Source organism: Shimia sp. (assembly GCF_965227725.1).
Lineage (GTDB): Bacteria > Pseudomonadota > Alphaproteobacteria > Rhodobacterales > Rhodobacteraceae > Shimia.
The window spans coordinates 41,738-54,086 of record NZ_CBDDGH010000003.1 but is presented as its reverse complement, the minus strand read 5'-3'; the positions used below and the strand labels follow the sequence as shown (position 1 = coordinate 54,086).

At 61.9% G+C, this 12,349-nt stretch carries 11 protein-coding genes and 2 tRNA genes; 6 read left to right on the top strand and 7 right to left on the bottom strand.

Annotation, left to right across the window (positions count from 1 at the left end; all coding sequences use genetic code 11):
* Positions 1–163: 163 nt before the first annotated feature.
* The 5 genes from ACO07T_RS05940 to ACO07T_RS05920 all read left to right on the top strand — a co-directional run bounded on the left by ACO07T_RS05940 (position 164) and on the right by ACO07T_RS05920 (position 6,087).
* Entirely contained in the window at positions 164–1,729 is a 1,566-nt protein-coding gene (locus ACO07T_RS05940; protein WP_422048660.1) for an ABC transporter substrate-binding protein, read from the top strand.
* A gap of 110 nt (positions 1,730–1,839) precedes the next feature.
* Positions 1,840–2,820, top strand: a complete 981-nt coding sequence (locus tag ACO07T_RS05935; RefSeq protein ID WP_209081502.1) for an ABC transporter permease — start codon at positions 1,840–1,842, stop codon at positions 2,818–2,820.
* Complete coding sequence (locus tag ACO07T_RS05930) at positions 2,820–3,761, top strand: ABC transporter permease (RefSeq protein WP_209081500.1); 942 nt, start codon at positions 2,820–2,822, stop codon at positions 3,759–3,761. The genes ACO07T_RS05935 and ACO07T_RS05930 overlap by 1 nt, the downstream gene beginning before the upstream one ends.
* On the top strand, positions 3,761–5,479 hold the full coding sequence (locus ACO07T_RS05925) for an ABC transporter ATP-binding protein (protein WP_422048659.1): 1,719 nt from the start codon (positions 3,761–3,763) through the stop codon (positions 5,477–5,479). Before ACO07T_RS05930 ends, ACO07T_RS05925 begins: the two co-directional genes overlap by 1 nt.
* A gap of 104 nt (positions 5,480–5,583) precedes the next feature.
* Positions 5,584–6,087: an SAM-dependent methyltransferase gene (locus ACO07T_RS05920; protein WP_422048658.1), complete on the top strand. Its 504-nt coding sequence runs from the start codon at positions 5,584–5,586 to the stop codon at positions 6,085–6,087.
* A 68-nt stretch (positions 6,088–6,155) separates the two neighbouring features.
* Here ACO07T_RS05920 and ACO07T_RS05915 read toward each other — a convergent pair whose 3' ends face one another.
* The 7 genes from ACO07T_RS05915 to ACO07T_RS05885 form a co-directional block, all read right to left on the bottom strand.
* Positions 6,156–6,371, bottom strand: coding sequence for a hypothetical protein (locus tag ACO07T_RS05915; protein WP_209065947.1), 216 nt, complete (start codon positions 6,369–6,371; stop codon positions 6,156–6,158).
* A 222-nt stretch (positions 6,372–6,593) separates the two neighbouring features.
* Positions 6,594–6,668, bottom strand: a tRNA-Glu gene (locus tag ACO07T_RS05910).
* Between the two features lie 50 nt (positions 6,669–6,718).
* Positions 6,719–6,793: transfer RNA gene (locus ACO07T_RS05905), tRNA-Glu, on the bottom strand.
* Between the two features lie 189 nt (positions 6,794–6,982).
* Positions 6,983–8,731 carry a single-stranded-DNA-specific exonuclease RecJ gene (gene recJ / locus ACO07T_RS05900; RefSeq protein WP_422048657.1) on the bottom strand — a complete coding sequence of 583 codons (1,749 nt, stop codon included), beginning with the start codon at positions 8,729–8,731 and terminating at the stop codon, positions 6,983–6,985.
* 90 nt (positions 8,732–8,821) lie between these two features.
* A complete protein-coding gene (glpX, locus tag ACO07T_RS05895; protein WP_422048656.1) occupies positions 8,822–9,796 on the bottom strand; it encodes a class II fructose-bisphosphatase in 975 nt (324 codons plus the stop codon).
* 80 nt (positions 9,797–9,876) lie between these two features.
* Entirely contained in the window at positions 9,877–11,190 is a 1,314-nt protein-coding gene (locus ACO07T_RS05890) for a homoserine dehydrogenase (protein WP_422048655.1), read from the bottom strand.
* A 99-nt stretch (positions 11,191–11,289) separates the two neighbouring features.
* Positions 11,290–11,502 carry a hypothetical protein gene (locus ACO07T_RS05885; protein ID WP_209081488.1) on the bottom strand — a complete coding sequence of 71 codons (213 nt, stop codon included), beginning with the start codon at positions 11,500–11,502 and terminating at the stop codon, positions 11,290–11,292.
* A gap of 158 nt (positions 11,503–11,660) precedes the next feature.
* Here ACO07T_RS05885 and ACO07T_RS05880 point away from each other — a divergent pair, with 158 nt between their 5' ends.
* Positions 11,661–12,254: a TetR family transcriptional regulator gene (locus ACO07T_RS05880; RefSeq protein ID WP_209089364.1), complete on the top strand. Its 594-nt coding sequence runs from the start codon at positions 11,661–11,663 to the stop codon at positions 12,252–12,254.
* The last annotated feature ends 95 nt before the right edge of the window (positions 12,255–12,349 follow it).

Below are 12,349 nucleotides of genomic sequence, written 5' to 3'. Positions count from 1 at the left end.
TTCAGCCCGCTGCCTCCTGTTTGCGCGCCCGCGCGGATTGCGGGTTTTTCTCGATTTAACAAGTTCATAAATTTCGCTGCCCTCTTGCTTTCACACCCGCTCTGGGGTGAGACTTCCAAACAGGCTCGCTGGTGTAAGGCGAGAGGAAAAACAGGGGACTATTATGAAACGCGTCTTTTCAGCGGCTCTGGCTGCGGCGGTCTGCGCTGCGCCTGCTATGGCCGAGACTTTTAAATGGGCGGGCACAACCGACCCGCAAACCATGGACCCGCATGCGGTGAACTCCGCGCCGGTTCTGGGCTTTCTAAACAATGTTTATGAAGGGCTTGTGCGGCGCGACAAGGATATGTCGGTGCAACCGGCGCTGGCCACCAGCTGGGAGCCGATTGGCGAGGGCGCAGGCTGGCGCTTCCATCTGCGCGAAGGGGTGACCTTCCATGACGGCGCGAGCTTTGACGCTGAGGATGTGCTGTTCTCCTATCAGCGCGCTTCCAGCGAAGTGTCTGACACCCGCAGCTGGTTTGCACCTGTGTCTGAGGTCAAAGTGGTGGATGACTACACCGTCGACATCCTGACCAGCGCGCCCAATCCGATCTTCCCGGACAGCATCGCCAACTGGATGATCATGGACAAAGGCTGGGCGGAGGCCAACAGCGCCGCGCTGCCTGACAAGGAAAACGGCAACTACGCCACGCTGAACGCCAATGGCACCGGGGCCTTCAAGGTCACCGCGCGTGAGCCCGGTCTGCGCACCGAGCTGGCACCCCATGATGGCTGGTGGGACGAGGCCACCCACAACATCACCAAAGCGGAATTCACCCCGATCCAGAATGCCGCCACCGCCGTGGCCGCGCTGCTGTCTGGCGAGGTCGACATGATCAACCCTGTGCCCATTCAGGACGCCGCGCGTCTTCAGGGGCAGGACGGTGTGCAGATCATTCAGGGCATCGAAGCCCGCGTGATCATGCTGGGCTTTGCGCAGGATGCGGACGAGCTGAAATACGGCGCGGATGCGGGCAAGCCCAACCCGTTCAAAGATGCGCGCGTGCGCGAAGCCGTGGCCAAAGCGGTGAATGTGGACGCGATTCTGCAAACCATCATGCGCGGCAATGCCGAACCTGCCAGCCAGCTTGTGAGCCCGGCCATGCGCGGCTTCTCCGGCGCCAACTCGGAACGTCCGGCCTTTGACGTGGACGGTGCCAAGGCGCTGCTCGCAGAAGCGGGCTATGCGGACGGCTTTGAGTTTGGTCTGAAATGCCCCAACAACCGCTATCTGAACGATGAGGCGGTTTGTCAGGCGGTGACCTCGATGCTGGCCAAAGTGGGTGTGACGGCGCAACTTGACGCCATGCCGGTGCAGAACTACTGGCCGGAGCTGCGCGCCGATAACTTTGACATGTATCTCTTGGGCTGGTCCCCGGGCACCTTTGATGCAGAGCATCCGATTCGCTTCCTGGCCTCCACGCCAAATGCGGAGAAGAAGCTCGGCAGCTGGAACTTCGGCGGCTACTCCAACGCCCGCATTGATGAGCTTCTGCCGATGATCCAATCGGAGATTGATGACGGCAAACGCCAGATGATGCTCGATGAATCAGCCAAGATTCTGCAGGACGAAACCGCCTATGTGCCGATGTATGTGCAACCTCTGGTTTGGGGCGCGCGCGACAACGTCACGCTGACCCAACGGCCGGATAACTTCTTTATTCTGCGCTGGGTAAACGTGCAATAAAACTGCTGAAAAATGAGGCGTCGGGCAACACTCCGACGCCTCATTTGCTTTGCTTGACCCCATCTGAAGAAGGGCGCAAGGAACCCCCATAAAAACAAAGGGACGCAGTGATGCTGACGTATGTCATTAAACGAGTGTTACAGTCCGCGCTTGTGCTTCTGATCGTGGGGCTTGTTGCTTTCAGCATGTTCCGTTTTGTCGGTGATCCCATCGACAACATGCTGGGTCAGGAACGCACGGACGCCGACATCTCCCGCCTGCGGGCGGAACTGGGGTTGGATGAGCCATTCCCCGTGCAATATTACAAATTCCTCGAAGGGGCCGTGCAGGGCGATTTTGGCGTGAGCTATCGTCAGGGCCGCCCCGTGGGGGAGATCCTTCTGGAGCGCGCGCCTGCCACGCTGGAGCTGGCGGCTGTGAGCGGCTTTCTGGCGATCTCCATCGGCATTGGATTGGGCGTGTTCACCGCCATTCGGCGCGACGGGTTCATGGCCAATGCGATCATGTCGGTCTCGCTGATCGGGGTTTCGCTGCCCACCTTCCTGATCGGTATTCTGCTGATCTATCTCTTCTCGGTGGAGCTTGGCTGGCTGCCGTCCTTCGGGCGTGGGGATGTCGTGAAAATAGGGTGGTGGAGCACCGGCCTTTTGACCGCCACAGGCCTGAAAGCCATCATTCTGCCCGCGATCACGCTGGGGCTTTATCAGATGACGCTGATCATGCGTCTGGTGCGCTCTGAGATGCTGGAAGTGCTGCGACAGGACTATGTGCGCTTTGCTCGCGCCCGCGGCCTGAAGGCGCGCACGGTGAACTTCCGCCATGCGCTGAAAAACACGCTGGTGCCGGTGATCACCGTCACAGGTCTGCAGCTTGGCTCGATCATCGCCTTTGCGATCATCACCGAAACGGTCTTCCAGTGGCCCGGTGTTGGCCTGCTGTTCATCAACGCGATCCAGTTTGTCGACATCCCGGTGATGGCGGCCTACCTCATGCTGATCTCGGTGATGTTTGTGGCCATCAACCTGATCGTTGACCTTCTTTATTTTGCAATTGATCCGCGCCTGCGCACGGATGGTAAGGGGGCGCACTGATGTCTGACCAAACCTCAACCGCGCCGCAGTCCCGACTGGCCAAAGCCTGGGACAGCGACTTCGCTTACAACTTCCGCCGCTCGCCGGTGGCTGTGGTGTCTTTCCTTGTGGTGATGCTCTTGGTGCTGAGCGCCATCTTCGCCCCGCTGATTGCGCCTTATGACCCGTTTGATCCCGCCTCGCTGGATCTGATGAACGGTTTCACCGCGCCGATGGCGCCCAATGATTTCACCGGAGACACCTTCTGGCTGGGCACCGATGATCAGGGGCGCGATGTGTTCTCCACCATCCTCTATGGCATGCGGATTTCGCTGTTTGTGGGCTTCTCTGCTGTGCTCTTTGCCATGGTGCTGGGCATCACGCTGGGCCTGATTGCCGGCTATGTGGGCGGCTGGGTCGAAACCATAATCATGCGCGCCGCAGATGTGCAGCTGACCTTCCCCGCCATTCTGGTGGCGATGCTGATCTTTGGTATCGCCAAGGGCATCACGCCGATTGAGCATCAGGACACGATGGCGATCTGGGTGCTGATCCTCGCGATTGGCCTGTCTGACTGGGTGCAGTTCGCGCGCGTGGTGCGTGGCGCAACGCTGGTGGAGAAAGACAAGGAATATGTGCAGGCCGCACGTATGATTGGCCGCGGCCGTGGCATCATCATGCTGCGTCACATTCTGCCTAATGTGTTGTCTCCAGTGCTGGTGATCGCAACGATCTCTCTCGCACTGGCCATCATCGCAGAGGCGACGCTGTCCTTCCTGGGTGTGGGCGCGCCGCCAACCCAACCGTCGCTGGGCACGCTGATCCGCATCGGGCAACAGTTCCTGTTCTCCGGCGAGTGGTGGATCATCCTCTTCCCCTCCGCCACGCTTCTGGCGCTGGCGCTGTCTGTGAACCTGCTGGGCGACTGGCTGCGTGATGCATTGAACCCGAGGCTGCAGTGATGAGCGATACACTTCTTGATATCGAGGGCCTCTCGGTCCACTTCCCGACCCGTCGCAAGCTCTTTGTGGCGGTGAACAAAGCCAACCTCGCGGTGGAGCCCGGCGAAATCCACGGGCTCGTCGGCGAATCCGGTGCCGGTAAATCCACCATCGGTGCAGCGGTGATGGGCTTGCTGGAACGTCCCGGCCACATCGCGGGCGGCACGGTCAGCTTCAAAGGCGAGGCGATCAGTGGGCGGGATGCCGAGGGCATGCGCGCCCTGCGCGGAGCCAAGATCTCCATGATCTTTCAGGATCCGCTGACCTCGCTGAACCCGCTTCTGACCGTTGGCCAGCAATTGGTGGAAACCATCCAGTTCCACCTCAAGCTTTCCGATGCAGACAGCAAGGCGCGCGCGATTGAGCTCCTCGATCGGGTGGGCATCCCCAACCCGAGCGAGCGCATCAATCAATATCCGCACCAGTTCTCCGGCGGCATGCGCCAGCGGGTGGTGATTGCGCTTGCGCTGTGTTCAGAGCCGGATGTGATCATCGCGGATGAGCCCACCACGGCGCTCGACGTTTCCATTCAGGCGCAGATCCTTGAGCTGATCAAGGAGCTCGCGCGGGAGCGTCAGACCGGCGTGATCCTGATCACCCACGACATGGGTGTGATCGCGGACACCACCGACAAGGTGACCGTGATGTATCAGGGTGAGGTAGTGGAAAGCGGCACCACCGAGCAGGTGCTGGGCGCGCCCCAGCATGAGTACACCAAGTCGCTCATCGCCGCAGTGCCACGCCCCACGCTGAAGGTGCACCGCTTCCCGCAGCTCTCCTACGGGGGGCGTCAGATCACCTTTGAGATCGAAGATCTGGCGCGCAACTGGAAGCGCCCGGAGCCGACCAAATCCGGCACATTGCTGAAGGTCGAAGGGCTGACCAAAACCTTCCTGCAAAGCGGGTCGATCATTCCATCCCGTCGCAAATACTTCACCGCCGTGGACAAGGTCAGCTTTGACATCCGCGAAGGGGAGGTCTTTGGCATCGTGGGCGAAAGCGGCTCGGGCAAATCCACCGTCGCGCGGATGATTGCCACGCTTTATCAGACCAATGGCGGCAAGATCTTCTTTGACGATCAGGATGTCACCAGCCTCAAGACCGCCAAGGATCTGGAAAGCTATCGCCGTCAGATCCAGATGATCTTTCAGGATCCTTTCTCAAGCCTCAACCCGCGCATGCGGGTGGATGAGATCATCGCGGAGCCGGTGCGCCACCACAAACTGCTGGAAGGCGATGCCATTCAGCACCGCGTGGATGAGCTTCTGGAGCGCGTGGGGCTTGGCTTTGAAGCGGGGCGCAAATACCCGCATGAGTTCTCCGGCGGTCAGCGCCAGCGGATCTCGATTGCCCGTGCGCTGGCCACCCAGCCGCGCTTCCTGATCTGTGACGAGCCAACCTCGGCGCTGGACGTGTCCATTCAGGCGCAGATCCTGAACATTCTGAAGGATCTTCAGGAGCATCTGGGCCTGACCATGCTCTTCATCAGCCACGACCTGCCGGTGGTGCGCCAGATGTGTGACCGTGTGGGCGTGATGCGTCAGGGGCAGATGGTGGAGGTGGCAGACACCGAAACCCTCTTTGCCAGCCCGCAGCAGGCCTACACGCAGGAACTTCTGAGCCTCATGCCAAGGCTTGAGGGGCTCTCCACCGAAGGGCTTGAAGGCGAGATCGTCTAAACGCCAGAAACACACTTTGAAAGCGCCGCCATCGAGCGGCGCTTTTTTATGGCGCCTCTCTGAGGTCTTGGGCAGGATGAGCGCCAAGATCCAAGGAGAGCACCATGTCTGAAACCCTGCCTGAGAGCCTGCCTGAACTGCGTGACGGTGAAAGCCAGCTGGGATTTGATCCGCTGGAGCGTGTGGATGCCGAGCTGCGCTTCATTGGGCGCATCCACACCCCGTGGCAGCGCGGCGATTGCCCCAAGAATGTCACCCGCGCCCGGGAAAGCGGGCAGGGGGCGTCAATCACGCTGGAGCCGGGATTCGCGGAAGGTCTGACCGGGCTGTCTGTGGGGGATGGGATTTTGCTGTTTTACTGGATGCATCAGGCGCGGCGCGATCTGATCACCCAGCGGCCGCGTCACAAACCGGAGGCACAGGGCACATTTGCGCTGCGCTCTCCCAACCGCCCCAATCCGATTTCACTGGCGGCGGTGCGGATCACATCACTGGATCTCACGGCGGGCAGGATTGGCATTGATGCCATCGACTGTTTTGACGGCACACCGCTTTTGGACATCAAACCCAGCGCCCCAGCGGTGGATGTGCCGCCTGCGCTGCCCTAGGGCGCACAGAAGCGTAGGGGAGGCGCACGGGGGCGCAGAGAGAGCGGCTGAGGCCTTCTAGGGCGCTGTCAGGCGCGGATCTTCAGGGTTGGGCCGTTGGGCGACGTATGCGGCCAGATACGGCGGTTCAGATTGCCGGACGGCGGCGGAATCAGCGCGAGGTCCGCATCTTTGCAGGAGGCGAGGATGAAGGCCCCGGCACGCGCCTTGATACGCTCGGACCGCGAGGTGGCCGGGCGTGCGCTTCTGGGAAGCACCCAAACTGACAGATGTGTCTTACTCATTTTACCCCCACATGTGGTTTTCGGAGACGAGCCATGGCAGCGGCGAATCCGATTCCGTTAAAAGACCTTCGTTGAGACCCAGATTTAGCGGGGATTGGTTAACGAAGAGTCTGCGCTCGAAAGATGTGGGGATGAATAGTTCACATCTTAAGCGTGCATTGGGTGCGCAGAAAGACGCACAGGCAAAGCGGCTTGCGGTATGGGGTTTCTGTGATTAGGAAGTGGCAGCCCGTAGGGGAATCGAACCCCTCTTTCCAGGTTGAAAACCTGGCGTCCTAACCGATAGACGAACGGGCCACTGTGGCGACTTTCAGGAAGAGGTTTCTTCTCAAAAATCTCGCTTCGACTGGCAGCCCGTAGGGGAATCGAACCCCTCTTTCCAGGTTGAAAACCTGGCGTCCTAACCGATAGACGAACGGGCCGTGCCGAAGCGTGAGGCGTATCTAGTGAATGGCGCGGGTGGGCGCAAGCGGAAATTTGAGCCTTTGTGACGATTTTTTTCAGAAAGCTGTTTTGGCGGGTTTGGGGCGTGATGCGGGGGCTTTGCCCCCATCGCGTCAGAGCCGCGATTCCCCCAGGATATTGAGGGAATGAGAAGGCTCTGGTGCGGCTCAGGCGGCTTTGGCCGCATCCTCCAGACGCAGCTGCACAGATTGGCGGCCGCCCCATGTGTTGATCTCCAGACGGCCCGCCAGATGGAATCGCGCACCGCCATGTGAGTCCAAGGCCGCCCCCAGCGCGGTGTCATAGGCGCCAAAGGCAATCGCATCGATGCGCGCGCCGAATCCATCGCCAAAGGTGAGCTTGAGGTGGCTTTCACCCACCCGTTTGGTGAAGCGAATCTCCACATCCGGAAAGGCAAAGCGCGGGGCAGGGGCACCCGCCCCAAAGGGGCCAGCCTTTTCGATGTCGGTGATCAGCTCCACCGTGGCCGCGGTGGGCATCAGCAGGCTGTCGAGTTTCAGATCCGCCGGCCCCATGTCGCCCGCGCCCTGTTTGGCCATCAGCTCGGTGAGCCGCGCCATCGCAGGCTCCAGCTGGTCTCGGGCCACGGTCAGGCCCGCCGCCATCTTGTGCCCGCCGCCTTTGATCAGCAGTTCTTCTGCAGCGAGTTTCTGGATTGAGGCCCCCAGATCCACGCCGGAGACAGAGCGGCCGGAGCCTTTGCCCTCGTCTCCGTCAAGACCAATCACAATGGCGGGGCGGTTGGTGGCCTCTTTCAGGCGGGAGGCGACAATGCCGACCACACCGGGGTGCCAGCCTTCGCCGGCGGCCCAGACCAGCGGCGCATCCAGCCCGCGCTCTTCGGCCTGTGCCATGGCAGCGGCGCGCACCGCCGCCTCAATGTCGCGCCGCTCGGTGTTGAGCTCATCCAGTCGCTCCGCGAGCGCCTTAGCTTCTTGTTCGTTGTCTGTGGAGAGCAGGCGCGCGCCGAGGTCCGCCTGCCCGATGCGCCCGCCTGCGTTCACACGTGGCCCCAGCAGAAAGCCAAGGTGATAGCTGTTGGGCGCGCTGTCCATACGGCTCACATCAGAGAGCGCGACAATCCCGGTGCGGTCCCGCCGCGCCATGACCTTGAGACCCTGACGCACCAGCGCGCGGTTCACCCCTACCAAGGGGGCCACATCCGCCACCGTGCCAAGCGCCACCAGATCAAGCATCGCCATCAGATCGGGGCCGCGCGTGCCATCGGCCTCGCGCATCTGGCGGTTGGCCTCCACCAGCATGAGAAACACCACTGCCGCCGCGCAGAGATGGGCCAGATCGCCGCTTTCATCCTGTCGGTTGGGGTTCACCACGGCCACGCAGTCGGGCAGGGTTTCGCCGCCCAGATGGTGGTCGAGCACAATCACATCTGCTGCCTTTGCGGCGGCAATTGGGCCATGGCTGAGGGTGCCGCAATCCACACAGATGATCAGATCATGATTGGCGGCCAGCTGCGCCATGGCGGCCTCATTGGGGCCATAGCCCTCATCAATGCGATCGGGCACATAAAGCGTCGCCTTCAGCCCCATATGGCGCAGCCATGTGATCAAGAGCGCCGCAGAGGTGCCGCCATCCACGTCATAATCGGCAAACACCGCGATGCGCTCACGTTTGCGCACTGCCTGCAGGAAGCGGGCGGCGGCGGTCTGCATGTCTTTGACGGTGCGGGGATCGGGCAGCAGCTCTGCCAGCCGTGGCTCCAGAAAGCTCTCAGCCTCCGCCGCTGTCACCCCGCGCCGCGCCAGCACCGCACAGAGTGCGGGGGGCAGGGTGGTCTCCTGCGCCAGCAGTTCGGCAGCGCGGGTGGCCTCCACATCCGGCCCCAGCCAGCGTCGTCCGGTCAGGCTTTCGGATACACCAAGGAAGTCGGTCATGGGCAGGGCTTTCATCTTATCAAAAGGCCCGCCAAAGAGGCGGGCCGTAAGGGGCGCTTTGGCCCAGTCAATCAGTGCAGCGTGCTGTGATCAAGAGGTCTGATCGACGGGCGCGCGGTAGGTCATGCGACGCACGGAACCGGACTTGGAGCGCATCAGCAGGGTCTCGGTTTCGATCCAGCCCGGGGTGCGCTTGATGCGCGGCAGCAGAGAGCCGCCGGTCACGCCGGTTGCGGCAAAGATCACATCCTGTGTGACCATCTCGTCGCGGGAGTAGATGCGGTCCAGATCGGTGATGCCGGTTTTGGCGGCACGGGCGCGCTCGTCATCGTTGCGGAACACCAGACGGCCCCACATCTGACCGCCCATGCATTTCAGCGCCGCTGCCGCGAGCACACCTTCAGGTGCGCCGCCACGGCCCATATACATGTCGATGCCGGTTTCTTCGGCTTCGGCGCAGTGCATCACACCAGCCACGTCACCATCGGTGATCAGGCGGATGGAGGCGCCGGTGGCGCGCACTTCGGCGATCATGTCTTCGTGGCGCGGACGCTCCAGAATGCAGACGGTGATGTCAGAGGTGTCACAGCCTTTGGCTTTCGCCAGCGCTTCCACGCGCTCTTTCGGGCTCATTTCCAGCGAGACGACGTTTTCCGCGTAGCCCGGGCCGATGGCCAGCTTGTCCATATAGGTGTCCGGCGCGTGCAGCATGGAGCCGCGCGGGCCCATGGCGATCACGGTCAGCGCGTTTGGCATGTCTTTGGCGGTCAGCGTGGTGCCTTCCAGCGGGTCCAGCGCAATGTCCACGCCGGGGCCGTTTCCGGTGCCCACTTCTTCGCCGATGAACAGCATGGGCGCCTCGTCGCGCTCACCTTCACCAATCACCACAACACCGGCGATGTCCAGAAGGTTGAGCTGTTCGCGCATGGCGTTCACAGCGGCTTGGTCTGCGGCTTTCTCATCGCCGTTGCCAATCAGCGCTGCGGAGGCAATCGCTGCCTGTTCGGCCACACGGGCCAAACCGAGAGACAGCATACGGTCGTGAAATTCCGGCTTTTGGGACATGGGGTGATCCTTATGTGCTTGCTTAAATATCGGTTATCGCAGCGGCGGCGCGCTCACAAGAGGGGCGCGCCATTGAAATCTCAAACCTGCTCTATGCGCAACGCTACAGGGGCGCTTGCGACCACACCGGTGCTCTGCATGGCGGCAATGGCTTCATCCAGAGCGGCGCGCTGGGTTTTGTGGGTCACGATCAGCACAGGGGCGAGCTCATCATTGTGTCGGGTCTGGCGCATGCGGTCGATGCTGATCCCGTTGTCGCCAAGCGCGGTGGCAATCTTGGCCATGGCGCCCGGGCGGTCTTCCAGCGTCAGGCGCAGATAGTAGGGCGCCGGAGAGTTGGAGCGCGCCGCCTTGGCGGCGGTCAGCTGCTCTGCGGGCATGCCGAAGGTGGAAAGGCGGAAGCCGCGCGCAATGTCACAGACATCGCCCATCACCGCGCTGGCGGTCGGGCCTTCACCAGCCCCAGGGCCGCGCAGCACAACCTGCTCCACCGCGTCGCCTTCGATCACCACCATATTGGTGCCGCCCTTGAGCTGGCCCAGCGGGCTGTCTGCGGGCACAAGGCAGGGCGACATGCGCTGCTCCAGCCCACGGCCGGTCATCTGGGTCACGCCCAGCAGCTTGATCTTGAAGCCAAGCTCGGCGGCCTGATGAATGTCTTCAATGGAGATGCGCTGAATGCCTTCCAGCTCCACCCCCGCGAAATCCACCTTGGTGCCAAAGGCGATGGAGGAGAGCAGCGACAGCTTGTGGCCCGCGTCAATCCCGCCCACGTCCAGATTTGGGTCCGCTTCCAGATAGCCAAGCGCGTCGGCTTCGGCAAAAACCTCCTCATAGGGAAGGCCCGCGTCCTGCATCCGGGTGAGGATGTAGTTACAGGTGCCGTTCATCACGCCCATGATGCGGGTGATCTCATTGCCCGCCAGCCCCTCGGTGAGGGATTTGATCACCGGAATGCCGCCTGCCACAGCCGCTTCAAAGCGGATCACCGCGCCTTTGGCCTCTGCGGTCTCGGCCAGCGCCTGACCGTGATGGGCCAGCAGCGCCTTGTTGGCGGTGACCACATCTTTGCCAAGCGCCAATGCGGCCTCGATTGCGTCTTTCGCGGGGCCGTCTTCGCCGCCCATCAGCTCGACAAACACATCCACGTCGTCGCGCTTGGCCAGAGCCACCGGATCGTCTTCCCAGGCGTAATTCGCCAGCGACACGCCGCGGTCCTTATCCTTGGAGCGCGCGCTCACGGCGGTGATCACCACCGGACGCCCGGTGCGGGCCGCCAGCAGGTTGGCCTTCTGGCGCACGATCTTCACCACACCCACGCCCACGGTGCCCAAGCCGGCAATCCCAAGACGGAGCGGTGTTGTGTTGGGGTTGCTCATCTGCGCATCGGTCATGAAGCACTACCTCGAATATGTGTTGGTATGGTCTGCTGTGTTGCTTTGCCGTGTAGCGGCTCTTGCAGGGGGGTGCAACGCGTCTGCATGGTGCAGGGCTTACTGCAGCTCACGCGCGCGGCGGCTGAGACGGGCGCCACGGGCGGCAAGCTCTTCCTCGCTGCTCTCCGTCAGGCGCTGCTCCGGCGCGGCAGGCAAGGCGCGCGCAGGCAGAAGCTCGGGGTAGGGCGCAGCCTCCACCTCTTTGGAAACAGCGGCATCCAGTCCCGGCACATCGCCACAGCTGGCCAGCACGCCCGTGCATAAGATCATCAAGAGGCTTGCTTTGGTCTGTCGTGTCACGCGAATGGCCCTTTTGTTGCCCGGCTTTCTTATGGCCCAGTCGGGGCTGGCGACACAAGCCAACTTGCACGCGTCAGCCCTGCTTATGCGGGGTTTTAAAGGAACGTACGTTCAGTTAAATTGCGCCTATGGCACGAACTCAAGGCTCACATTCCGGCATCACCGGCCCGCGCGTGCGCGCCGCCGCGCTCTCGCTCTTTGCCCAGCACGGCTATGCCGCTGTTTCCATGCGCCAAATTGCGCGTGAGGTCGGCGTGCAGGCAGGAGCGCTTTATAACTACACGCCGGACAAGCAGTCGCTGCTGTTTGATCTGATGAAAACCCATATGGATGAGCTTCTGGCCACCCGCGCCTCGCTTGAGGCCCCGGCCTCGCCGGTGGCGGCACTGGAGACCTTCACCCGTCTGCACCTGCGCTTTCACTCAGAGCGCCCTGATGAGGTGTTCATCGCCTATATGGAGCTGCGCAATCTCAGCCCGGAAAATTTCTCCGAAGTCGAAGCCCTGCGCCGCGCTTATGAAGACCAGCTCGAAGCGATCCTGCGCGCCGGTGTGGAAAGCGGCGATTTCACCGTGGCGGACCCCAAAATCACCACCATGGCCGTAATTGCCATGCTGACCGGCGTGAACACATGGTTCCGCGAAGGCGGACGTCTGTCGCTTTCCGAAGTGGAGCAGATCTACTGGGATATGGTGCGTCAGGCCGTGGGTATCGCCGCCTGACAGGCCAGTCTCGCCCCCCCCCTAAGCGCTTCTCATTCAAAAAGTATCCCGGGGTAGGCACATCGCAGATGTGCCAGGGGCAGCGCCCCTAAAAA

Excerpts from the sequence above, each read along its gene's own strand:
- ACO07T_RS05940 (WP_422048660.1), top strand. The coding sequence starts at position 164 with ATGAAACGCGTCTTTTCAGCGGCTCTGGCTGCGGCGGTCTGCGCTGCG.
- ACO07T_RS05935 (WP_209081502.1), top strand. The coding sequence starts at position 1,840 with ATGCTGACGTATGTCATTAAACGAGTGTTACAGTCCGCGCTTGTGCTT.
- ACO07T_RS05930 (WP_209081500.1), top strand. The coding sequence starts at position 2,820 with ATGTCTGACCAAACCTCAACCGCGCCGCAGTCCCGACTGGCCAAAGCC.
- ACO07T_RS05925 (WP_422048659.1), top strand. The coding sequence starts at position 3,761 with ATGAGCGATACACTTCTTGATATCGAGGGCCTCTCGGTCCACTTCCCG.
- ACO07T_RS05920 (WP_422048658.1), top strand. The coding sequence starts at position 5,584 with ATGTCTGAAACCCTGCCTGAGAGCCTGCCTGAACTGCGTGACGGTGAA.
- ACO07T_RS05915 (WP_209065947.1), bottom strand. The coding sequence starts at position 6,371 with ATGAGTAAGACACATCTGTCAGTTTGGGTGCTTCCCAGAAGCGCACGC.
- recJ (WP_422048657.1), bottom strand. The coding sequence starts at position 8,731 with ATGACCGACTTCCTTGGTGTATCCGAAAGCCTGACCGGACGACGCTGG.
- glpX (WP_422048656.1), bottom strand. The coding sequence starts at position 9,796 with ATGTCCCAAAAGCCGGAATTTCACGACCGTATGCTGTCTCTCGGTTTG.
- ACO07T_RS05890 (WP_422048655.1), bottom strand. The coding sequence starts at position 11,190 with ATGACCGATGCGCAGATGAGCAACCCCAACACAACACCGCTCCGTCTT.
- ACO07T_RS05885 (WP_209081488.1), bottom strand. The coding sequence starts at position 11,502 with ATGATCTTATGCACGGGCGTGCTGGCCAGCTGTGGCGATGTGCCGGGA.
- ACO07T_RS05880 (WP_209089364.1), top strand. The coding sequence starts at position 11,661 with ATGGCACGAACTCAAGGCTCACATTCCGGCATCACCGGCCCGCGCGTG.